This is a genomic window from Streptomyces celluloflavus (assembly GCA_000720995.1).
GTDB classification, from domain to species: Bacteria; Actinomycetota; Actinomycetes; order Streptomycetales; family Streptomycetaceae; genus Streptomyces; species Streptomyces celluloflavus.
In genome coordinates this window covers 1-22,558 of sequence record JOEL01000065.1, presented here as the reverse complement: position 1 = coordinate 22,558, position 22,558 = coordinate 1, and the positions used below count along the sequence as shown (strand labels likewise).

17 protein-coding genes are annotated in these 22,558 nt (G+C 70.8%); 11 read left to right on the top strand and 6 right to left on the bottom strand.

All coding sequences use genetic code 11. The features are described 5' to 3' along the window. Nucleotides 1-101 precede the first annotated feature (101 nt). The 3 genes from IH09_RS33055 to IH09_RS33045 all read right to left on the bottom strand — a co-directional run bounded on the left by IH09_RS33055 (nucleotide 102) and on the right by IH09_RS33045 (nucleotide 4,496). Nucleotides 102-1,496, bottom strand: a complete 1,395-nt coding sequence (locus IH09_RS33055) for an SUKH-4 family immunity protein (RefSeq protein WP_052861247.1) — start codon at nucleotides 1,494-1,496, stop codon at nucleotides 102-104. Next, entirely contained in the window at nucleotides 1,493-3,634 is a 2,142-nt protein-coding gene (locus IH09_RS33050; protein ID WP_052861246.1) for a hypothetical protein, read from the bottom strand. Before IH09_RS33050 ends, IH09_RS33055 begins: the two co-directional genes overlap by 4 nt. Nucleotides 3,635-4,094: 460 nt before the next feature. Further along, complete coding sequence (locus IH09_RS33045; RefSeq protein ID WP_052861245.1) at nucleotides 4,095-4,496, bottom strand: hypothetical protein; 402 nt, start codon at nucleotides 4,494-4,496, stop codon at nucleotides 4,095-4,097. Between the two features lie 246 nt (nucleotides 4,497-4,742). On the opposite strand from IH09_RS33045, the gene IH09_RS33040 reads away from it, so the two are divergent. Both IH09_RS33040 and IH09_RS33035 read left to right on the top strand, forming a co-directional pair. Further along, nucleotides 4,743-5,051: a hypothetical protein gene (locus IH09_RS33040; protein ID WP_052861244.1), complete on the top strand. Its 309-nt coding sequence runs from the start codon at nucleotides 4,743-4,745 to the stop codon at nucleotides 5,049-5,051. Then, on the top strand, nucleotides 5,048-5,815 hold the full coding sequence (locus IH09_RS33035) for a WXG100 family type VII secretion target (protein ID WP_052861243.1): 768 nt from the start codon (nucleotides 5,048-5,050) through the stop codon (nucleotides 5,813-5,815). Before IH09_RS33040 ends, IH09_RS33035 begins: the two co-directional genes overlap by 4 nt. A 107-nt stretch (nucleotides 5,816-5,922) precedes the next feature. Here the strand turns inward: IH09_RS33035 and eccCa are convergent, their stop codons facing one another. Beyond that, the gene (eccCa, locus tag IH09_RS33030) at nucleotides 5,923-9,879 is read right to left on the bottom strand and encodes a type VII secretion protein EccCa (protein WP_052861242.1); all 3,957 of its coding nucleotides are present in this window, start codon (nucleotides 9,877-9,879) and stop codon (nucleotides 5,923-5,925) included. A gap of 290 nt (nucleotides 9,880-10,169) precedes the next feature. Here eccCa and eccD point away from each other — a divergent pair, with 290 nt between their 5' ends. The 6 genes from eccD (at nucleotide 10,170) to IH09_RS33000 (ending at nucleotide 17,275) form a co-directional block, all read left to right on the top strand. Beyond that, nucleotides 10,170-11,639 carry a type VII secretion integral membrane protein EccD gene (eccD, locus tag IH09_RS33025; protein WP_052861241.1) on the top strand — a complete coding sequence of 490 codons (1,470 nt, stop codon included), beginning with the start codon at nucleotides 10,170-10,172 and terminating at the stop codon, nucleotides 11,637-11,639. Nucleotides 11,640-11,800: 161 nt separating this feature from the next. Beyond that, nucleotides 11,801-12,088, top strand: coding sequence for a 30S ribosomal protein S15 (gene rpsO, locus IH09_RS33020; protein WP_052861240.1), 288 nt, complete (start codon nucleotides 11,801-11,803; stop codon nucleotides 12,086-12,088). A gap of 293 nt (nucleotides 12,089-12,381) precedes the next feature. Beyond that, entirely contained in the window at nucleotides 12,382-14,598 is a 2,217-nt protein-coding gene (locus tag IH09_RS33015; RefSeq protein ID WP_052861274.1) for a polyribonucleotide nucleotidyltransferase, read from the top strand. Next, nucleotides 14,595-15,974 (top strand): M16 family metallopeptidase, encoded by a 1,380-nt coding sequence (locus IH09_RS33010; protein WP_052861239.1) that lies wholly within the window; start codon nucleotides 14,595-14,597, stop codon nucleotides 15,972-15,974. Before IH09_RS33015 ends, IH09_RS33010 begins: the two co-directional genes overlap by 4 nt. Before the next feature lie 77 nt (nucleotides 15,975-16,051). Next, nucleotides 16,052-16,807 (top strand): 4-hydroxy-tetrahydrodipicolinate reductase, encoded by a 756-nt coding sequence (gene dapB / locus IH09_RS33005; RefSeq protein WP_052861238.1) that lies wholly within the window; start codon nucleotides 16,052-16,054, stop codon nucleotides 16,805-16,807. A gap of 15 nt (nucleotides 16,808-16,822) precedes the next feature. Further along, complete coding sequence (locus IH09_RS33000) at nucleotides 16,823-17,275, top strand: tetratricopeptide repeat protein (RefSeq protein ID WP_052861237.1); 453 nt, start codon at nucleotides 16,823-16,825, stop codon at nucleotides 17,273-17,275. 125 nt (nucleotides 17,276-17,400) lie between these two features. On the opposite strand, the gene IH09_RS32995 is transcribed toward IH09_RS33000, so the two are convergent. Together IH09_RS32995 and IH09_RS32990 are read right to left on the bottom strand one after the other, a co-directional pair. After that, a complete protein-coding gene (locus IH09_RS32995; RefSeq protein ID WP_052861236.1) occupies nucleotides 17,401-17,958 on the bottom strand; it encodes a phage holin family protein in 558 nt (185 codons plus the stop codon). Between the two features lie 102 nt (nucleotides 17,959-18,060). Next, nucleotides 18,061-18,300, bottom strand: coding sequence for a hypothetical protein (locus tag IH09_RS32990; protein WP_052861235.1), 240 nt, complete (start codon nucleotides 18,298-18,300; stop codon nucleotides 18,061-18,063). A 231-nt stretch (nucleotides 18,301-18,531) separates the two neighbouring features. Here IH09_RS32990 and thyX point away from each other — a divergent pair, with 231 nt between their 5' ends. The 3 genes from thyX to IH09_RS32975 all read left to right on the top strand — a co-directional run bounded on the left by thyX (nucleotide 18,532) and on the right by IH09_RS32975 (nucleotide 22,177). Then, nucleotides 18,532-19,281: an FAD-dependent thymidylate synthase gene (thyX, locus tag IH09_RS32985; RefSeq protein WP_052861234.1), complete on the top strand. Its 750-nt coding sequence runs from the start codon at nucleotides 18,532-18,534 to the stop codon at nucleotides 19,279-19,281. A gap of 198 nt (nucleotides 19,282-19,479) precedes the next feature. Beyond that, nucleotides 19,480-20,379, top strand: coding sequence for a 4-hydroxy-tetrahydrodipicolinate synthase (dapA, locus tag IH09_RS32980; protein ID WP_052861273.1), 900 nt, complete (start codon nucleotides 19,480-19,482; stop codon nucleotides 20,377-20,379). 112 nt (nucleotides 20,380-20,491) lie between these two features. After that, a complete protein-coding gene (locus tag IH09_RS32975) occupies nucleotides 20,492-22,177 on the top strand; it encodes a ribonuclease J (RefSeq protein WP_052861233.1) in 1,686 nt (561 codons plus the stop codon). The last annotated feature ends 381 nt before the right edge of the window (nucleotides 22,178-22,558 follow it).

Below are 22,558 nucleotides of genomic sequence, written 5' to 3'. Positions count from 1 at the left end.
CCCGAGCCCACCCGGGCGAAGAACAACCCGTTCAGAACAACCCGTTCAGAACAACCCGTTCAGAACAACCCGTTCAGAACAACCCGTTCAGAACAACCCGTTCAGAACAACCCGTGCCACATCTGGTCGAGAACCAGCGACCACCAGTTGCCGTCGTCGTCCAGCGCCCAGGGGTCGATCGCCGCGAGCCGCTCCTGGAAGGCGGCGACCGCCGCACCCGCCGCGTACGGATCCATGCCCCGCAGCTGGTGCCGGGTGGCGACCAGCAGGGCGAGTGAGCGCGCATACGCGGCGAGCGTGCGGTTGACGAACCGGCCGCCGCCGGACGATGGACGGACCGCCCAGACGGTGCCGAGCAGGCTCTGGTGCGCTTCCGGCGCCGTGCACCGCACCGCGATCGCGCAGGCCCCGTCCGTACCGAGCCGTACATAACCGGCGAGGGCCTCCAGCGTCGCTTCCCGGGCCTCGGTGCCGACCTCCCGCAGATGGGTGGCCGCATCGGTGAACAGCCCCCCGGCCGGCGGGTCGTCGGCGCGGTCCGCCGTGAAGAAGTACGGCACCAGGACGGGCAGTCCGGCCCCGAGCAGGGTCTCCCGCGTGGCTCCGGGCAACGGCGTCGCGGCGAGGGCGTCGGCGTCCGGCCGCACCACACCCCCTGGCCCGAAGACCTCCACGAGGTGCTCGCCGAGCGCCGCGTCACTCATCGGTTCCGCGGCCGTGACGTGCCGGGGGACCGGCACCCGGTGCGGCCGCGGCGGTGCCGGCCGGCCCGCCAGCTGATACGTCAGCTCGATGTGCCGCAGCAGCCCTGCGACGCCCGCGGCGCGCTCCTCGGGCCGCGGGCCGTAGCCCTCGGTGCAGGTGAACGCGGCGTTGGGGAAGGCCCGGACGACGAAGTCGGCGGGGTAACCGCCGGGCAGCGGCGCGGGCCGCAGATCGGTGTGCACCGCCGACACGTCCTCGCCGCGTACGCCCAGCTGCCGCAGCTCGTCGGCGAGCCGGTACTCGGCGGGCGGCAGGCCCGGGGCCGAGACACGGGCGAGGGTCGTCACCTCGCCGGTGGACGGGTCGCGGTAGGTGGCGACGGCCGTGTTGCCGGGGCCGGTGACCGGCGGCTCCGCGGGGGAGGCGGGCGCGGCCGCCGGAGCCGGGCCCGTCCCGGTACCGCGCTCGTGCCGATACCTCCGCACGATGTCGTCGACCGGTGCGGACGGCCAGACCGTCAGCTCGCCCGACGTCCGGTCGACGACGCCGTACGCGGCGGTGGCCATCGCGGTACCGGCCGCCGCGCCGCCGGCTCCGCCCGCAGCCTCCGCCGCCGTGGCAACGGCCTCCTGAGGCGGGAGGGACGGCGCTCCCGATGAGAACGGCGGTACCTCCCACACCACCCAGCCGAGGTCGAACTCCCGCATGGCGACCTCGCGCGGCGGGCCCTGCCGCCCCTCGGGGTTGAGCCAGCGGGCGGCGATGGCGTGGGCCTGCGCCTGGGTGATCACGAGGGGTCTCCTTCGAGGCCGTGGGAAGCGCCGGCGTCCGGGACGCGGGCGGACTGGACGGGCACGGTGGGACCGGCCGCGGGCGTGGCCGGCGCTCCGGCCGCGGTGATCTGCCGGGCGGTCACGCCGCGTCCCGTGGCGACGACGAGGACACCGTCCGGCGACAGGTCGGCGCCGGTGAAGGGGGTGTCGGAGATCAGGGCGGCCACCACCTCCCCGCTCTCCCGGGACCACACCCGCAGATAGTCGGAGCCGCGGCTGAGCCCGAGCGGCCCCGCCGCCCGCGCCTCGTCCGAGGGGGTCAGCACCCGTGCCGGGTCGGCGTCGACGTACTCCGGCCGCAGCAGATCGTGGACGAGCAGCGCCGGACCGCCGCCGCTGCCCGCCGGACGCGAGCCGGGCGTGCCCTCCGGGACGAGAAGCGCGACCACCGGACGGGCGGCCGACACCGCGGCCGAACCCTCCGCCGCTCCCACCGCTTCCGTACCGTCCCCGCCCTGCCCGGGGAGCGCCCCGACCGTCACCCCGGCCACCCCGGGGAGCGGCACGCTCCACAGCGTGCGCCACGGCAGATCCAGACCGAGGCCGTGCAGCACCTCGGCGTACGGCGTCAGCCCGTCCTCCACGAACGCGGTCTCCAGCAGCGCCGCACGCATACCGGCCGACGCCCGGATACGGGTGAGCAGGGGAGCGGTACGCAGATACGTACGGGCCGGGGCACCCAGCGCGTCGAACGGTACGGCCTCGACGGCGGCCCGCAGCGACACCGGATCGGCGTGGGTGAACAGGCCCGGGTCGGTGAGGAGCTGGGGGAGCAGACCGGCGTCGAGAGTGTGCGCCGCGAGATGGTCGCGGAGGTACGGATCGGCCCGGGACCAGTCCTGACCGGGCACGGCCGCCAGCAGCGCCATCGCGATCCTGGTCTGCGCATCGCGGGCGTCCGGCAGGCCGGCGCGGATCTCCTCGGCGAGCCCGGGGTGCGTCAGGCGCAGCACCGTGCGGCCCTCGCCCGCGGCCACGTCGGCCCCGCTCCCCGCCGCCCCGGCGCCGGGACCGTCCGCCGCCTCGTCCGCCCCCGCCGTCTCGACAGGCTGGACGAACGGGGCGGTGAGCAGCATGCCTTCGGCGAGGTCCCGGCTCATGTCCCGTCCGGCGACGGCGTCCGCCAGCGCGCCCCACAGCTGGACGGGCAGCCCCTCGCCCTCGGCGAACGCCAGCGGCGCCAGCATCAGCCGCAGGGTCCGCGGATCCGCCCCCAGCCGGCGGGCGTGCAGATCGAGCGCCTCGCCGACGCTCCCCGGCAGCTGGGACGCGTCCGCCGGATCGAAGCCCGCGGGGTGCGCCAGCAGCGACCGGACGGCGAGCTGGACGGTCAGCCGGCTCCCTCCGGCACGCCGGGCCATCGTCTCGGCGAGCGCCCGGCGGGCGGCCGGATCGGCGGTGTACGGGGGCGCGGTGGCGCCCGCGGACGGGGTGAGCGCGGTCTCGGCGTGCCGCACAAGTCCCTCGGGGTCGGCCCACTCGGGGTCGTCGAGGTCGATGAGCTGCGCCTGCCCGGCCGGCAGCGATCCGGCGAGCTCGGCGGCCAGTTCGCGCGGTACGTCGGCGAGCAGCTGGACGGTGCCGGTGGCGGCGAGCGGGACGAGTACGTCCCGTACCAGGCGGGCGGGTTCGTGCGCGGCCCGTACCGGACCGGCCGTGTCCACGTCGGGCACCACGATCGTCACGGGCTCCGCACGAGCGCCGAGTCCGGTGAAGACGTCGTCCGCGCCGACGGCCGGCAGGCCGAAGTGGTCGGCGAGGGTCCACAGCACCTGGGCCGCGGTGCGCCCGACGGGGCTCGGTACGGCGGGCGGCGGGAGGTCCGGTGGCACGGTGGCCGGATCCAGGTCGTCCAGCGGCAGCCGCTCGCGGTACTCGGGGTCGCACAGCATCAGGAAACCGGTGACCAGCCGCGAACGCCCGCTCCCCGGGCTGCCGGTGAGCACGACGACGCGGGGCGCACCGGGCCACCGCATCCGCCAGGCCGCGAGCGCGCGGAGCACGGCGGTGCGGCCGCCGATGTACGGATGCGGTGCGTATCCGGCCGTGTCGGCCCGTTCCCGGCCCGAGGTGTTCACGGCGTCCCCGTCCCCCATGAATACCGCCCTCCCGCGTCGTGGATTCCTGTCTCTGCCCGGCAGATCCTATGATCCGGGACGCGCTCCGGGCGCCCCCGGGGTACGGCGGTTCCGGAACCGGAATCGGAATCGGCGCCGGACCGGACCGGAATCCGGACCGGCGCCGGAACTCGGTGCGGTGACGGAAACCACGCGGACCGCGCCCGGCCCGCTCCCCGTCCGCAGATGTGCGCCAAAAACGGGACCACTCCGTACGGAAAAGGAGCGCAGGGCGCGGAGAGAACGGAAGGGGGGAAAGGACCGGAAACACCGGAGGGGCCCGGAAGGAATGGACCGGGCGATATCCCGTGGCCGGTGCCCGATTACCCGGTCCGGCCATCCATTTCCTTCCGTACGGGGTATGCGTACGTGAACGGGTCACGTATACAGGGCCGGTTCGCCGCCCGTGGCGGAACCGGCCCCGTATACGCGGCGGTCGTCAGCCCCGGTGACCGGCGCCGCCGCGCCGCGGTGTGCTGACGATGTTGCCGGTGGGACCGTCGCGCTCGGCGCGCTCCTTGTCCTCCTGCTCGTCCTGCTGCTTCTGCCAGGCGGCGAACTGCTCGCGCGACGCCTCCCGCTCCGCCTGGGTCTGGTCCTCCGCCGCGCGCCGGATCTCGTTCATCCGGTCGCCCAGCGCGTCCATGTAGCCCGGCGTCTGGATGGCGTCCCGCATACCGATCCGCCCGGCGAGCACCTCCTGGGCCATCTCCTGGAGCTTGCCCCCGACATGGGGGTTGTCCGCCAGTGTCCTGAGTGCTTTCCGCAGCCGGTGCGCCTGCTCCGGATCCTGGGCGACGTCCATCAGGTCCTCGTCCTGGATCTGCCGCTCACTGCTCATCTCTGCCCCCTTGAACGTGGTGGCGCAGCAACCGCGTGTGCTGCACCGGCGTCCTGAGTCTAATGACGGGGCACGCACCGCACGCACATGAGGTCAAGGCGGGGTTGTCGGTATTGCCGCCCATTGATCCGCATGTATTCCGCACTCCGCTCGCCGGCCGTTCGGCGGGACTTCGGGCCGCATGCGGGTGTGCTAGACCTGTGGCGGTGTCCGGCAGTCCGCCGTCAGTGAATTGGGGGAGAAAAGGTGTCCGATGAGGTCCGGATCAGTACCGATGCGTTGCACAAACTCGGTGCGACTTTCGAGATATACGCGGATGATCTGGGGCGGCAGCTGACCGCATTCCGACGGAAAGCGGACGCGGAGGCGCTGCGCGACGGCTTCGGCAGCCATGAGGCGGCCCAGCCGTTCCGTGAGCTGTACGAAGCGGCCGAGCGCGCCCTCGGCCATCTGCAGGAGCGGCTCGCCGAGGTGGGCGGCGGTATCCAGGAGACCGCCGCGAACACCCGGGCGACCGAGGAAGAGCTGGCCGAGACGGTGCGGAGCATCCGGTGACGGCGCGGCGCAACCCGGAGGCCCTGCACGAGGCGGCGGCCGGCTGGCGGGACATGGGCCAGCACCTCGACGGACTCGTCCGCGGTCTGGACCGGCACGTCGGCGACGCCACGTCCGCCAACTGGCACGGCCCGGCGGGCGAGGCGTTCGCCGCGGACTGGCACCGCCTGAAGCGGTCCGTCGAGGATTCCCTGCCCGCGTTCGAACTGGCCGCTGCGGAACTGGAGACGGCCGCCGCCGCGCCCCCCGCCGCCGCCGGGGACGGGACGGACCACGGCGCACCGCCCGTGGACGACTCCGCCCAGGGCGCGCGGTCCTCGGGCACCGACGCCGCGTACGGCTTCATGGCCCTCGGCCAGCTCGCCTCCTCCCTGGGCGGCGCGTTCGGCAAGCGCGGCGGCGGGGGCGGCCAGGGCCAACGGCCGCCCGTACGCCAGGAATGGGCGGCTTCGACGGCGCCGCAGGGGCCCGACCCGTTCGGACCGCCGGGGGCGGACGACGCCAGGGGGGCGCGGCCGCGCGGCGGCGAGGGCATCGCCAAGGGCGTACGGACGGGCCCGCCCGGCGCGGATCCGGCCGGCGGGCAGGATCCGGCGGCCGGGCCGCGGCGGACGGACCCGCCGGAACAGCGGCCCCGGTCGGACCGGACAGCCGCGGCCGGCGGCGCGGCGAGCACCCCGCCCGATGCCGCCGGGCCCCGGGGCGGCTCCGCGCCGGCCGAGGGGTCCGGACCGGACGTCGGCCGGCACGGCGCCTTCGGCTGACCCGGGCCCCGCGCCCCGGCCCGCCGCCACGGCGGACACACGAAACGGCGGTGGGGCGCCCCTTCCAGGAGGGGCGCCCCACCGCCGTGGTGGTTCCGGACGGCCGGTCAGCGGCCGTTCGCCGGCAGCCAGCCCGTCTGGACCAGCTGCGCGCCACGCTTACGCGTGATGAAGTGCGCCCGGCCGGGCGTCAGCTTCTGCGCCTTGATGTTGCCCATCAGCGGGCCCTCACCCGGGTCACCGGAGAGGATCAGACCCTGCGCACCAAGCTCCTTGGTGCGCTGCATCACCGGCTCGAACGAGGACCGGCCGGCCCCCGACGAGCTGCGCGCCAGGATCAGGCGCAGACCCAGGTCACGGGCGAACGGCAGGTACTCCAGCAGCGGCTGGAGCGGGTTGCCGCTGCTGGTCGCCACCAGGTCGTAGTCGTCCACGATCACGAACGCGTCCGGCAGGTCGTACCAGCTGCGGTTGCGCAGCTGCTCCGGTGTGACGTCCGGGCCCGGCATCCGGCGGCCCAGCGAACCGGCCAGACCGCTGATGACCTCCTGCAGCTGCGGCCCCGCGGCGCAGTACTTGTACACATGGCTCTCCGGGACCTCGCCGAGCAGCGCGCGACGGTAGTCGGAGACCACCATCAGCGCCTTCTCCTGCGGGTAGCGCTCGGCGATCTGCTTCGTCAGCAGGCGCAGCAGCGAGGACTTGCCCGATTCGCTCTCGCCGTAGATGACCAGCAGCGGATCGGTCTCGAAGTCGATGAACGCCGGCGACAGCGTCGTCTCGTCGACACCGATCGCGATGCCGTGCTCCGGGAAGTCGCTGCCCTTGGGCAGCTCGTTGACGTGCAGCAGCGTCGGCAGCATCCGCACCTTGGGAGCGGGCTCGCCCTGCCAGTGCTCGCTGACCGTCGCCACCAGATTCGCCATGCCGTCGCTGAGCGACTCCGTGTCGCTCATCCCGTCCAGGCGCGGCAGCGCGGCCAGGAAGTCCAGCTTCTCGGGGGACATACCGCGGCCGGGCTTGCCCATCGGGACGTTCTCCGCGCGCTTGCGGTCGAACTCCGACTCCATCGGGTCGCCCAGGCGCAGCTCGACACGGTTGAGGAGCTGGTCGCGCAGCGCGGGCCGTACCTCCGTGTACCGCGAGCCGCCGACGATGAGGTGGATACCGAAACCGAGACCGCGGCCGGCGATGTCCAGGATCACCGGGTCGAGCTGCTCGTAGTCGGTCTTGAACGTGCCCCAGCCGTCGATGACCAGGAAGACGTCGCCCCACTTCTGGTCGGGGAAGGCGCCCGCGGCCCGCCGCTGGCGGTAGGTCCCCATGGAGTCGATGGTGTTCGCGCGGAAGAACTCCTCACGCTCGTTGAGGATGCCGACGACCTCGGCGACCGTGCGGCGCACCTTCTCCGCGTCCAGTCGCGAGGCGACGCCGCCGACGTGCGGCAGCCCCTCCAGCGCGAGCATGCCGCCGCCGCCGAAGTCCAGGCAGTAGAACTGCACTTCGGCCGGGGTGTGGGTCAGCGCGAACGCGGCGATGGCGGACCGGATCAGCGTCGACTTACCGGACTGCGGACCACCCACGACCAGGCCGTGACCGGCGCCCGCGGAGAAGTCCAGGTACATCACGTCACGCCGCTGCTCGAACGGCTTGTCCACCAGCGCGACCGGCACCACGAGCTTGCCGAGCGCGGTGTACTCGGGTGCGTGCACGCCCCGCTCGGGGGTGACCGCGAGCGCCGGGAGCAGCTGGTTGACGGTCGGCGACTCGTCCAGCGGGGGCAGCCACACCTGGTGCGCCGGCGGGCCCTGGCCCTGCATCCGCTGCACGATGACGTCCAGCACCGTGTCGGCCAGCGCGTCGTCCTGCTGCGGTTCGGCCGGCTCGACGGGACCGGGCTCCTCGATGATCTGCTCGACGACCGGCGCCGCCGTGAACGGCACCGGCTGCCGGTTCGTACGGCTGCCGCCCCCGCCCCCGCCGGCGCCGGGCCCGCGGTAGGGCCCCGAGACATACGCGGCCTTGAACTGGACCATCGTCTCGGTGTCGTACTTGAGGATGCCGGAACCGGGGACGTTCGGCAGGTGGTACGCGTCCGGCACACCGATCGCGGTACGCGACTCGGCCGCGGAGAACGTCCGCAGACCCAGCCGGTACGAGAGGAAGGTGTCCAGACCGCGCAGCTTGCCCTCCTCCAGACGCTGCGAGGCGAGCAGCATGTGCACACCCATCGACCGGCCGATCCGGCCGATCTGGATGAACATGTCGATGAAGTCGGGCTTGGCGGTCAGCAGCTCGGAGAACTCGTCGAGCACCATCACCAGCGACGGCAGCGGGTCCAGCGGGGCACCCGCGGCACGCGCCTTCTCGTAGTCGGTGATGTTGGCGTAGTTGCCCGCCGAGCGCAGCAGTTCCTGACGGCGCTGGAGCTCACCGGTGATGGAGTCGCGCATGCGGTCGATCAGGCTGACGTCGTCGGCGAGGTTGGTGATCACCGCCGCGACGTGCGGCATCTCGGACATCCCGGTGAAGGTGGCGCCGCCCTTGAAGTCCGCGAGGATGAAGTTGAGGGTCTCCGAGGAGTGGGTGACCGCGAGGGCGAGCACCAGGGTGCGCAGCACCTCCGACTTGCCGGAACCGGTCGCACCGACACACAGCCCGTGCGGGCCCATGCCCTCCTGCGAAGCCTCCTTGATGTCGAGCATGACGGGCTGGCCGTCCTTGTCGACACCGATCGGCACCCGCAGCCGCTCGTGCAGCGTGCGCGGCCGCCACGTACGCGACACATCGACGGAACCGGCGTCGCCGATGTTCATCAGGTCCGTGAAGTCCAGGTTGGACAGCAGCGGCTCCTCGCCGTCCGCACCCGAACCGGCCCGCAGCGGCGCGAGCTGACGCGCCAGCGCCTCCGCCTCGGGGATCGACAGGGTGTCGCAGACGCCGTTGTAGACCGCGCCGCTCGCCGACTCCAGCACCAGCTTGCCCGGCCACACCTGCACGGCCAGACCGCCGCGGATCTCGTCCAGATCGCCCGGTACGACCTCAAGGATGGTGACGCCCTGCAGGCCCTCGGCCCCGGCGATCACCGAGTCCATCGGCACCTCGCCGGCGTCCAGCACGATCACCACGTGCGGGGTGTCGCTCACCGGAACGCCCTGCGGGTTGAACCGCCCGCGGCCGTCCAGCTCGTCCGCCAGCAGCTCCTCTATCTCACCGAGGTCCCCGACGACCAGCCGTCGCGAGCCGGCGCCGTCCACGGACTTGTGCTGGACCTGCGGCAGCCACTTGGTCCACTCCCACTCCGCCTGCGCACCGGGCGAGGCGACGACCGCCACCACCAGGTCCTCGGGCGAGTGCAGCGTGCACAGCTGGGCGAGGATCGCGCGCGAGGTGCCGTAGACGGTGTCCGGGTCACCGGAGACCGTCAGGTGGTAGAAGGCGCGCAGCGAGACCGCCAGCGGCAGGTTCTCCAGATGCCCGTGCTTGTCGAGGAACTCCTTCATCGCGTGTGCGGTGAGGGGCTCCAGCTCGTCGATCGGCGCGGTCTCCGGCGCCTTCAGCGGCGTGGCCAGTTGCTGCGGACCCAGCCCCAGCCGGACCTGCGCGAAGTCCGGATCGCTCGCCCGGCGCTCCCACACCCGCTTGCCCTCGGCCACGATCGACCACAGCTGGCCCGGTTCGGGGTGCGTGAACAGCTGGGCGTCGCGCTGCTTGCGGGCGGTGCGCCGTACCTCTTTCCGTTTCTGGGTAAGGTACTTGAGGTAGTCCTGGCGTTCCTGGAGCATTTGTCCGGAAGGCCCCTGCCGGGCCTTGACGATCTGTACGATCGCCATCGCCAGAGTCGACACCACCATGACGCCGCCCATGATCTTCATGAACGGCTGGCCGCCCATGAAGAGGAAGGCCGCCGACGACCCCATGCCCATCATGGGCATGAACATCATCAGCATGTTCTCCTGCTCGCCCTCGCGGGGGAGTTCCGGAGGCGCTTCCAGCATCACCTCCTCACCGGGAAGTTCGGGTGGCAGCGCGCGGGGCGGGCGCTTGACGATGACAACGCTCACCGAGGCATCAGTCCTTCATGCATCTCGCAGTCTCGGACCGCCCCCGTTGGTCTGACGGTCCCCCGAGCCAAGTCCTTGGCCCGACGCAGGCGTTGATCCTACTGTGAGTAGTCAAGTTTCGGGGTGGGTGGGGCAGCCGCCGAACCGGACGGTACGCTGACGCCCCGCGAGCGCGCCCGGCCCTGTGACGACGGCTCCACACGCGGCTCAGGACACGGCCCGTACAACGGCTCTCCGTATATAGGGCGCGCACGCGAACAGAACACCCAACGGATAGGGGGAACCGCCAGGTGAGTACGAGCACAGGCACCGGCTTCTGCCGGGTCACCGTCGCCGCGCCGGACGCACGGATCGATGTGGCACTGCCGGAGGACGTCGCACTCGTCGACATTTATCCGGAGATCCTGCGGCTCTCCGGACAGTCCCAGGCGGAGGGCGCCCCCACCGGCTACCACCTGGTGCGCCGCGACGGCACCGTACTCGACGCCGGTCAGTCGCTCGCCCAGCAGCAGATCCTGGACGGCGACCTCCTCCTGCTGAAGCCGTTCGCCGAATCGCTGCCCCTCCCGGTCTTCGACGACGTCTCGGACGCCGTCGCCTCCGCGGTCAAGCGCAACCGCAACCGCTGGAGCGACGACCTCATGAACTTCGTCGGCCTCACCGCCGGCGTGCTGCTGCTCGTGATGATGGCGTTCGCGCTCTGGTTCTCCAATCCGGTCGACCGCGATATGCACCGGCTGCCCGGCATCATCGCGGGCGTCACCGGCATCGTCCTGGTCGCCCTGGCCGGCGTCCGCGCCCGGGTCTACGACGACCACGGCTCGTCCATCGCCCTGGGTCTCGCCGCCCTGCCGCATCTGCTGCTCGCCGGCTCCGGCATCTTCCCGGTGGAGGCGGGCTCCGGCCCCGGCCGGCTGCACCTCCTCGTCGGCTGCGTGACCGTACTGATCGCCTCCGTGCTCCTGGTGGTCCTGCTGCCGCGCGGCGACGCGCCCTTCGTCGCGGCCGCCTTCCTCTCCGCCATCGGCACCCTCGCGGTCTTCGCCGCGATCCTCACCGACGCCGCGCCCCGCGAGGTCGCCGCCGTCACCGCCGCCGTCGCCATCGCCCTGGTCGCCTGGCTGCCGGGACTCTCCGCGCGGTTCGCCCGGCTGCCCATCGGCTACAAGTCGCCCGACCAGATCGCCAAGGGCTCCTACGACGGCGAGCGGCCCGGCGAGACCGAGTCGGTCGACTTCGTCAAGATCGGCAACCAGGCCCGCCGCGGCCACGAGCTGCTGCTCGGCCTCGTCGCCGGCTGCTCCGCCCTGGTCGTCGGCTCGGCCGGCGTGGTCCTGGGCTTCTCGGACAACGGCTGGGCCCAGCTGATGGCGCTGGCCGCGGGCATCACGATCATGCTCCGCGCCCGGCTCTTCGACTACACCGCGCAGGTCGCCTGCCTGACCATCGCCGGCATCCTCACGGTCGTCCTGCTCATCCTGGGCATCGCGCTGCACCCGCCGCTCGACATCTTCATCGAGCTCGGCAAGTTCGGCGACTCCGGTCCGCTGAACATCCGCACGGTCTGGTTCTCCGCCAGCATCGCGGCCGGCGCCGCCCTCCTGGTCGGCGTGGGGCTGATCGTCCCGCGCAAGGGCGTCACCCCCTTCTGGGGCCGGATCTTCGACGTCTTCGACGGTCTGGTCCTGCTGTCCCTGGTGCCGCTCTGCCTGGCGGTCCTTGATGTGTACGCGACCGTGCGCGGCCTCACCGGCAATTAGCGACGGCCCCGCTCACTCGCATGGCGGCCCCCCGACCACCTGGTCGGGGGGCTGTTTTCAGCTGGTACTCTGGGCGACGGCCTGATCGAGTCATCAAAGATTCCCTGTGCGGCAAATCCAGGGGCGCTCACGGGCCGAAACCACACACTGAGGAGTACCGCGTGTCGCTCGACGCCGCTACGAAGAAGCAGATCATGGCCGAGTTCGCCACCAAGGAGGGTGACACCGGTTCCCCCGAGGTTCAGGTGGCGATGCTCTCCCGCCGCATCTCGGACCTGACCGAGCACCTCAAGATGCACAAGCACGACCACCACTCCCGCCGGGGCCTGCTGCTGCTGGTCGGCCAGCGCCGCCGCCTGCTCCAGTACCTGGCGAAGAAGGACATCGTGCGCTTCCGTGCGCTGGTCGAGCGCCTCGGCATCCGCCGCGGCGCGGCGGGCGCCAAGTAAGACGCCGTAAAGGGAGCGGTTCCCACCGGGGGCCGCTCCCTTTGCCGTACGTACCGGACGCTTCCACCATCACGCGGTGGACGGAAGCTTTGTAGTCTGGTGCCATATCGCAAAAGCGAATGGGTGGAGCGCTTCCTGGCCGCCGGTCCTCGGTAGTGGCCCCCGGGTGGCTCATGGACGACACCATGCGGCATCACACCGGGTGCTTCGATCGAAGACCGGCCCGCACGGCGCTCCGCCGCAGACGGTCCGCCGCCACACGGGCGGCGGACGCAGACGAGGAGATATTCCTGGTGGAGAACGAGACCCACTACGCCGAAGCCGTGATCGACAACGGCTCCTTCGGCACCCGCACCATCCGCTTCGAGACGGGCCGCCTGGCCAAGCAGGCCGCCGGTTCCGCCGTGGCGTACCTGGACGACGACACCATGGTGCTGTCGGCCACCACCGCTTCCAAGAACCCGAAGGACCAGCTGGACTTCTTCCCGCTGACCGTCGACGTCGAGGAGCGGATGTACGCAGCCGGGAAGATCCCCGGTTCCTTCTTCCGCCGTGAGGGCCGTCCCTCCGAGGACGCCATCCTGACCTGCCGGCTCATCGACCGGCCGCTGCGCCCCTCCTTCAAGAAGGGCCTGCGCAACGAGATCCAGATCGTCGAGACGATCATGGCGCTCAACCCCGACCACCTCTACGACGTGGTCGCCATCAACGCCGCCTCCTGCTCCACGCAGCTGGCCGGCCTGCCCTTCTCCGGCCCGGTCGGCGGCACCCGTGTCGCGCTGATCGACGGCCAGTGGGTCGCGTTCCCGACCCACACCGAGCTGGAGAACGCCGTCTTCGACATGGTCGTGGCCGGCCGGGTGCTGCCCGACGGCGACGTCGCGATCATGATGGTCGAGGCCGAGGCCACCGAGAAGACCATCCAGCTGGTCAAGGACGGTGCCGAGGCGCCGACCGAAGAGGTCGTGGCCGCCGGTCTGGAAGCCGCCAAGCCCTTCATCAAGGTGCTCTGCAAGGCCCAGGCCGACCTCGCCGCCAAGGCCGCGAAGCCGACCGGCGAGTTCCCGGTCTTCCTCGACTTCCAGGACGACGTCCTGGAGGCGCTGACCGCCGCCGTCAAGGGCGAGCTCGCCCAGGCGCTGACCATCGCCGGCAAGCAGGACCGCGAGGCCGAGCTGGACCGCGTCAAGGCGCTGGCCGCCGAGAAGCTGCTCCCGCAGTTCGAGGGCCGCGAGCGCGAGATCTCCGCCGCCTACCGCGCGCTGACCAAGTCCCTGGTGCGCGAGCGCGTCATCAAGGACAAGGTCCGCATCGACGGCCGCGGCGTCACGGACATCCGTACGCTCGCCGCCGAGGTCGAGGCGATCCCGCGGGTGCACGGTTCCGCCCTGTTCGAGCGTGGCGAGACCCAGATCCTGGGCGTCACCACCCTCAACATGCTCCGCATGGAGCAGCAGCTGGACACCCTCTCCCCGGTGACCCGCAAGCGCTACATGCACAACTACAACTTCCCGCCGTACTCGGTCGGCGAGACCGGCCGCGTGGGCTCGCCCAAGCGCCGCGAGATCGGCCACGGCGCGCTGGCCGAGCGCGCCATCGTGCCGGTGCTGCCGACCCGCGAGGAGTTCCCCTACGCGATCCGCCAGGTCTCCGAGGCGCTGGGCTCCAACGGCTCGACGTCCATGGGCTCGGTCTGCGCCTCGACCATGTCGCTGCTGAACGCCGGTGTGCCCCTCAAGGCCCCGGTCGCCGGTATCGCCATGGGCCTGATCTCCCAGGAGATCGACGGCCAGACGCACTACGTCGCCCTCACCGACATCCTCGGTGCGGAGGACGCCTTCGGCGACATGGACTTCAAGGTCGCCGGCACCAAGCAGTTCGTCACCGCGCTCCAGCTCGACACCAAGCTCGACGGCATCCCCGCCTCGGTCCTGGCCGCCGCGCTGAAGCAGGCCCGCGACGCCCGTCTGCACATCCTCGATGTGATGAACGAGGCCATCGACGTGCCGGACGAGATGTCCCCGAACGCCCCGCGGATCATCACCGTCAAGATCCCCGTGGACAAGATCGGTGAGGTCATCGGCCCCAAGGGCAAGATGATCAACCAGATCCAGGAGGACACCGGCGCCGACATCACGATCGAGGACGACGGCACCATCTACATCGGTGCCGCCGACGGTCCGGCCGCCGAGGCCGCCCGCGCCACGATCAACGGCATCGCCAACCCGACCATGCCGGAGGTCGGCGAGCGCTACCTGGGCACGGTCGTCAAGACCACCACCTTCGGTGCGTTCGTGTCCCTGCTCCCGGGCAAGGACGGCCTGCTGCACATCTCGCAGATCCGCAAGCTCGCCGGTGGCAAGCGCGTGGAGAACGTCGAGGACGTGCTCGCGGTCGGCGCCAAGGTGCAGGTCGAGATCGCCGAGATCGACCAGCGCGGCAAGCTCTCCCTGATCCCCGTGATCGAGGGCGAGGACGGCGACGACAAGAAGGACGACACCGCCAAGTGACGTCCCGTACCCACCGTGCGACGGCCCGCCCCTCTTCGGAGGGGCGGGCCGTCGCCCGTACCCAAACGCTTCTCAAGGGCACCGCGGGTGCCGGTACGGTCCGCAGGACGACCCTTCCGGGCGGTCTGCGCATCGTCACCGAGACACTGCCGTCGGTCCGCTCGGTCACCTTCGGGATCTGGGCGCACGTCGGCTCCCGCGACGAGACCCCCTCCCTCAACGGCGCCACGCACTACCTGGAGCACCTGCTCTTCAAGGGCACCGAACGGCGCAGCGCACTGGACATCTCCGCCGCCATCGACGCGGTCGGCGGCGAGATGAACGCCTTCACCGCGAAGGAGTACACCTGCTACTACGCGCGGGTGCTGGACAGCGATCTGCCGCTCGCCATCGACGTGGTGTGCGACATGCTCACCGGCTCGCTGATCGAGGCCGAGGACGTCGACGCCGAGCGCAATGTCGTCCTCGAAGAGATCGCGATGACCGAGGACGACCCGGGCGACTGCGTGCACGACCTGTTCACGCACACCATGCTCGGGGACACCCCGCTCGGCCGCCCGGTCCTGGGCACCGTCGACACGGTCAACGCCCTCACCCCCGAGCGCATCCGCCGCTTCTACAAGAAGCACTACGACCCGACGCACCTCGTCGTCACGGCCGCGGGCAATGTCGACCACACCAAGGTCGTCCGGCTCGTCCGCCGCGCCTTCGAGCAGGCCGGTGCCCTGGACGGCTCCGCAGCCACCCCGGTCGCCCCGCGCGCCGGCACCCGCACCATCCGCACCGCCGGCGCCGTCGAACTCCTCAACCGCAAGACCGAACAGGCCCATGTCATCCTCGGGATGCCCGGTATGGCCCGTACAGACGACCGGCGCTGGGCGATGAGCGTGCTGAACAGCGCCCTGGGCGGCGGGATGAGCTCCCGCCTCTTCCAGGAGGTCCGCGAGAAGCGCGGCCTGGCCTACAGCGTGTACTCGTACACCTCGGGCTTCGCCGACTGCGGGCTGTTCGGCGTGTACGCGGGCTGCCGCCCCGGCCAGGTCCACGACGTGCTCGGGATCTGCCGCGAGGAACTCGACAAGGTGGCCTCCGACGGCCTCACCGACGACGAGATCCGCCGCTCGATCGGCCAGCTCCGCGGCTCCATGGTCCTCGGCCTGGAGGACACCGGCGCGCTGATGCACCGCCTCGGCAAGAGCGAGCTGTGCTGGGGCGAGCAGATGTCGGTCGACGAGATGCTCGACCGGATCGCCGCGGTGACCCCGGACGAGGTGCGCGAGGTGGCCCGCGATGTACTGGGCGGACGGCCCTCGCTGTCCGTCATCGGTCCGCTCAAGGACCGGCAGGCCGACCGCCTCCGGGAGACGGTGGCCTGAGAGCGGGCAACGGCGGCACCGGGCGGCCGATGCCCGGTGCCGCGAGCAGGAAGACCGGAAACGAGGAGAGTAGCGAGATGAGCAGCAAGCTGCGGGTGGCGGTGCTGGGCGCCCACGGACGCATCGGCTCCGAGGCCGTACGCGCCGTCGAGGCAGCCGAGGACATGGAGCTGGTGGCCGCCCTGGACCGGGACAGCGCGCTCGACGAGCTGACCGCGTCGGGCACCCAGGTCGCCGTCGACCTGACCCACCCCGACTCGGTGATGGGCAACCTCGCCTTCTGCCTGGCCCACGGCATCCACGGGGTCGTCGGCACCACCGGCTGGACCGAGGAGCGCCTCGCGACGCTGCGCGAGCAGCTCGCCGCGTCACCCGCCACGGGTCTGCTGATCGCGCCGAACTTCTCCCTCGGCGCGGTGCTGACCATGCGGTTCGCCCAGCAGGCGGCCCGCTTCTTCGAATCGGCCGAGGTCATCGAGCTGCACCACCCGAACAAGGCGGACGCCCCGTCCGGTACGGCGGCCCGTACGGCGCATCTGATCGCCGAGGCCCGCGCGGCGGCCGGCAGCCCGGCCCAGCCGGACGCCACCAGCACGGCGCTGGACGGCGCCCGCGGCGCGGACGTCGACGGCATCCCGGTCCACTCCGTACGGCTGCGCGGACTGCTCGCGCACCAGGAGGTGCTGTTCGGCGGGGTGGGGGAGACCCTCACCATCCGCCACGACTCCCTGCACCACAGCAGCTTCATGCCGGGCATCCTGCTCGGCGTGCGCCGCGTGGTGACCACTCCGGGCCTGACGGTGGGCCTGGAAAACTTCCTCGACCTGGGCTGACGGGCAGAACCGACCGTGCGCGCAAAGATCACCTATTTCGTCCTCGCGGCGGTGCTGGTCGTCTACTTCGTCCTCGTCGGCAGCCGCGGTGTCATGCTCATCGAGCAGGGCACCGTGCTCACCGTCGCCTTCGGAGTCGCCGTCCTGATCCTGCCGTTCATCGGCCTCTGGTTCCTCTGGCACACCACCCAGTTCGCCCGCAAGGCCGGCATCCTGGCGCGCGAACTGGAGGCCGAGGGCGGGCTGCCGGTCGACGAGCTGCGGCGTACCCCCGGCGGCCGGATCGACCGCGACTCGGCCGACGAGGTCTTCGCCAAGCGGCAGGCCGAGACGGAGGACGCGCCCGGCGACTGGCGTACCTGGTTCCGGCTCGCGGTCGCCTACCACGACGCCCGCGACACCCCGCGCGCCCGTAAGGCCATGCAGCGCGCGATCGCCCTGCACGACAACGGGCCCGTACGGACCTGAATCCGTACGGGCCCGCTCCGGCGCCCGCCGGGACGGCCGCGGTGTGCCGCTCCCGGCCCGCGACGTCCCGCCGGACGGCGCCGTTCTCCGCTTTCGGTTTTTCGGAGTCTTCGGGTTTCCGCTTGCTACGGTCGGTACTCCGCCGCCCACGCCTCCAGCACATCCGCGGCCCGCTCGAACGCCTCCGGACGGGACAGGAAGTCACCGTTGTGGTCGGTGACCTGCACCCGCAGCGGCTCGCCCTGCACCCGGTGGATGATCAGGGCCTGCCCCTGCACGGTCCGAGGCAGCCCCAGCCAGCGCACCGGCTGCTGGACGGTACGGACCGCCGCGATGGCGCGCCACGGCTCCGTCGTCGTACGCAGCAGCCCCACCTGCCGCAGGCCGCTCGCGCTCACCCACACACCCATCCGCAGCAGTCGCACCGCGAAGGCGATCACGAGCGCCGCCACCGCCAGACAGCCCAGCGCCCCGGGCAGCGAACCGGCCAGCGCGATGATCACCGCGGAGAGCATCACGAACGAGGCGAGCAGCAGAAACACCGCCGCCGCCCCTACCCGCCATGGTCCTGGGCGGTAGGGACGGCGCCATTGGTCGGGCTCGTCATGGGGCAGCGGAGTCGATTCCGCCGCACGGTGGTCGAAGTCAAGATCGCGGTCGGCCGTCAAAAAGGGCAGGGGCACGGCTGATCCTCACTTACGGTCACTCTGTTGAAAGCTGTGACCGGTGAGGCTATCGGGACTCGCGGGGCGGAACCACTCGGCGGCTCCTCCCGCTCGGCCCGTTCAGCGGTGTGCGGCCTCGGACTGCTGCACCCGGCTCGTACCGGAGCTGTCCTGCTGAAGCGCGGGAACCCCGAACAGCAGGGCGCCGGCCAGGCCGCCCACCACCGTCAGGGTGATCATCGACTGCCCCACGAGCTGCGCACGGGACGCGCGCTCGCGCGGCGGGGGATTGACATTGCTGCGGAACCGGTCTGCCTCGGCAACGAAGGCGAACGGGACGGGCTCTCGCCGGCGGAACATGAGCGGGCTCTCCTAGGAACCTCGAAGTGGGCACTGTCACAGGGTTAGACGTCTAAGTCGTCCGTTTGGTGCCCGTTTTCAGTGACTTCTGTGAAAAATATCAACCGCCGTTCCGCTCCTGGACACCGGGGTCCGTTTTGTGCCCTACGCGGCATCACGCCGCATTTCCTGGAGTGTCAGTGGCGGGTCGTAGGCTGGGCGCTCACGAGGATCGAACGGAAGGAACCGCCGGTGTCCCACACACCCGCCGAGAGCGCCGAGGGCGCAGCCGCCAGTTTCCGGAGCGAGGTGACGGTCGAGCTGGTCAAGCACAGCGCGGCCGACAGCGACGTCCTGTGGGCGGCCCGCGTCTCCACGGCCGGCGAGCAGTCCCTGGAGGAGCTCCAGAAGGACCCGGAGCGCTCCAAGGGCCTGATCAACTTCCTCATGCGGGACCGGCACGGCAGCCCCTTCGAGCACAACTCGATGACCTTCTTCATCAGCGCGCCGATCTTCGTCTTCCGCGAGTTCATGCGCCACCGCGTCGGCTGGTCGTACAACGAGGAGTCCGGCCGCTACCGCCAGCTGGAGCCGGTCTTCTACGTCCCCGGTGAGTCCCGCAAGCTGGTCCAGCAGGGCCGCCCCGGGAAGTACGAATTCGTCGAGGGCACCCAGGCCCAGCACGAGCTCACCGGCCGGGTCATGGAGGACACCTACCGCCGGGCGTACGACGCGTATCTGGAGATGCTCGCCGCCGGTGTCGCCCGCGAGGTCGCCCGCGCGGTGCTCCCCGTCGGCCTGTACTCCTCCATGTACGCGACCTGCAACGCCCGTTCCCTGATGCACTTCCTGGGCCTGCGCACCCAGCACGAGCTGGCGGCCGTGCCGTCCTTCCCGCAGCGCGAGATCGAAATGGTCGGCGAGCAGATGGAGGCCCACTGGGCCAAGCTCATGCCGCTCACGTACGGCGCATTCAACGCGAACGGCCGCGTCGCTCCGTAAATCGCCAGGCGGCGGGCCGGATACCGCAGCGCGCAGCACAGCCATGTGAAGTGTCCGGATTGCGGCATTTTGCGAATTTCATCTACGCTGAATAAACGGACCCGGCACTGCTTGAACCCCCGAGCAGGCAGTGCCGGAGTCCACCTCCCTGCTCCCCGGAGGCGCATCCGGCGGTGAGCTACGAGTAGCGTGGGTGCCATGGCTCCGACTTCCACACCGCAAACGCCCTTCGGGCGGGTACTGACCGCCATGGTCACGCCGTTCACGGCGGATGGCGCCCTCGACCTCGACGGCGCGCAGCGGCTCGCCACCCACCTGGTGGACGCCGGCAACGACGGCCTCGTCGTCAACGGCACCACCGGAGAGTCCCCGACCACCAGCGACGCGGAGAAAGCGCAGCTCGTACGCGCCGTGGTGGACGCTGTCGGAGACCGCGCCTTTGTCGTCGCCGGAGCCGGCACCAACGACACCCGGCACAGCCTGGAACTCGCCCGCGCCGCCCAGGACGCCGGGGCGCACGGCCTGCTCGCGGTGACGCCCTACTACAGCAAGCCGCCGCAGGAAGGGCTCTTCCGGCACTTCACCGCGATCGCGGACGCCACCGAGCTGCCCGTCATGCTCTACGACATCCCCGGCCGCAGCGGTGTCCCGATCAACACCGAGACCATGGTCCGGCTCGCCGAGCATCCGCGGATCGTCGCCAACAAGGACGCCAAGGGCGACCTCGGACGCGCCAGCTGGGCGATCGCCCGCTCCGGCCTCGCCTGGTACAGCGGCGACGACATGCTCAACCTCCCGCTCCTCTCGGTCGGCGCCGTCGGCTTCGTCTCGGTCGTCGGGCATGTCGTCACCCCCGAGCTGAGGTCCCTGCTGGACGCCCACCTCAACGGCGACGTCACCAAGGCCACCGAGATCCACCAGAAGCTGCTGCCGGTCTTCACCGGCATGTTCCGCACCCAGGGCGTCATCACCACCAAGGCCGCGCTCGCGCTCCAGGGACTGCCCGCCGGGCCGCTCCGCCTGCCCCTGGTGGAGCTCGCCCCGGAGGAGACGGAGCAGCTCAGGCGAGATCTCGCCGCCGGCGGGGTACAGCTGTAACCACAGACTTCACAACTGAACACGGACAAACAACCGCCACACAGTAAGTGCACGAATGTCATACGCGCCACGTGCCGAGTCGGCACGTGGCGCGCATGGTGAGGAGAGTCTTTTGAGTCATCCGCATCCCGAGCTCGGCCGTCCGCCGAAGCTCCCCAAGGGCGGCCTGCGGGTCACCCCCCTCGGCGGCCTGGGCGAAATCGGCCGCAACATGACGGTCTTCGAATACGGCGGCCGGTTGCTGATCGTCGACTGCGGAGTGCTTTTCCCCGAGGAGGAGCAGCCCGGAATCGACCTGATCCTGCCGGACTTCACGTCCATCAGGGACCGCCTCGACGACATCGACGGCATCGTGCTCACGCACGGCCACGAAGACCACATCGGTGGTGTTCCGTTCCTCCTGCGCGAGAAGCCGGACATCCCCCTCATCGGCTCCAAGCTGACCCTCGCGCTCATCGAGGCCAAGCTCCAGGAGCACCGCATCCGCCCGTACACCCTCGAGGTCAAGGAGGGGCACACCGAGCGCATCGGCCCCTTCGACTGCGAGTTCGTGGCGGTCAACCACTCCATCCCGGACGCCCTCGCGGTGGCCATCCGCACTCCCGCGGGCATGGTCGTGCACACCGGTGACTTCAAGATGGACCAGCTGCCGCTGGACCGCCGGCTCACCGACCTGCGCGCCTTCGCGAGGCTCGGCGAGGAGGGCATCGACCTCCTCCTCTCCGACTCCACTAACGCCGAGGTCCCGGGCTTCGTCCCGCCCGAGCGCGACATCTCCAACGTGCTGCGCCAGGTGTTCGCGAACGCCCAGAAGCGCATCATCGTGGCCAGCTTCGCCAGCCATGTGCACCGCATCCAGCAGATCCTCGATGCGGCACACGAATACGGCCGCCGGGTCGCTTTCGTCGGCCGTTCGATGGTCCGCAACATGGGTATCGCCCGTGAGCTGGGCTATCTCAAGGTCCCGGCCGGCCTGGTCGTCGACGTGAAGACGCTCGACGACCTTCCCGACGACGAGGTCGTGTTGGTCTGCACGGGCTCGCAGGGCGAGCCGATGGCCGCGCTCTCCCGGATGGCCAACCGCGATCACCAGATCCGGATCGTCCCGGGCGACACGGTCATCCTGGCCTCGTCCCTCATCCCGGGGAACGAGAACGCGGTCTACCGCGTGATCAACGGCCTGACCAGGTGGGGCGCGGACGTCGTCCACAAGGGCAACGCCAAGGTCCACGTCTCGGGCCACGCCTCGGCCGGCGAGCTGCTGTACTTCTACAACATCTGCAAGCCGAAGAACCTGATGCCGGTGCACGGCGAATGGCGCCACCTGCGTGCCAACGCCGAGCTGGGTGCCCTGACCGGAGTACCGAAGGACCGGATTGTGATCGCCGAGGACGGCGTCGTGGTCGACCTGGTCAAGGGCGTCGCCAAGATCGTCGGCAAGGTCCAGGCGGGCTATGTCTACGTCGACGGCCTCTCGGTCGGCGATGTCACGGAGGCCCACCTCAAGGACCGCCGCATCCTGGGCGACGAAGGCATCATCTCGGTCTTCGTCGTCGTGGACAGCACCACCGGCAAGATCGTCGGCGGTCCGCACCTCCAGGCCCGCGGCTCCGGCATCGACGACGCGGCCTTCTCCGCGGTGATCCCCAAGATCGACGAGGCCCTGGCCAAGTCGGCCCAGGACGGCGTCGCGGAGCCCCACCAGCTCCAGCAGCTGGTCCGCCGCTCGGTCGGCAAGTGGGTGTCGGACAACTACCGCCGCCGCCCGATGATCCTTCCCGTGGTCGTCGAGGTCTGACGCACTGGGTCGTACGCACGTGCCCAAGCGGAGCGGGGCGCCCGGATTTGCATCCGGGCGCCCCGCTCCAGTAGGTTTACGTCTCCGCCCGAACGGGAACCGCAGAACGCTTCCGCGTCCGCAGGTTTTACCGAAAGGGACGGAAATCCGGCCCAGAGAAATCTGATAATGTCGGATCCGCCGAAAGGCAAAGCCCCTCCGACGGGTAATCGGAACCGAATTCGAACCGGAAACGGAACGGACCGGGTCTGATAGAGTCGGAAAGGCCGGAAAGCGAAAGCAGGAAGGCCGACCCCGATCTCACAGGGGGCCGGATACGGAAACGGATCTGGTACGGTGAGAAAGCGAAGAAGCCGGAAGGCGGAAACGCAGACCGGCGGA

Coding starts and splice junctions, on each gene's coding strand:
- IH09_RS33050 (WP_052861246.1), bottom strand. CDS start 3,634: ATGGGGGACGGGGACGCCGTGAACACCTCGGGCCGGGAACGGGCCGAC.
- IH09_RS33045 (WP_052861245.1), bottom strand. CDS start 4,496: ATGAGCAGTGAGCGGCAGATCCAGGACGAGGACCTGATGGACGTCGCC.
- dapB (WP_052861238.1), top strand. CDS start 16,052: ATGAGCAGCAAGCTGCGGGTGGCGGTGCTGGGCGCCCACGGACGCATC.
- IH09_RS32990 (WP_052861235.1), bottom strand. CDS start 18,300: ATGTTCCGCCGGCGAGAGCCCGTCCCGTTCGCCTTCGTTGCCGAGGCA.
- dapA (WP_052861273.1), top strand. CDS start 19,480: ATGGCTCCGACTTCCACACCGCAAACGCCCTTCGGGCGGGTACTGACC.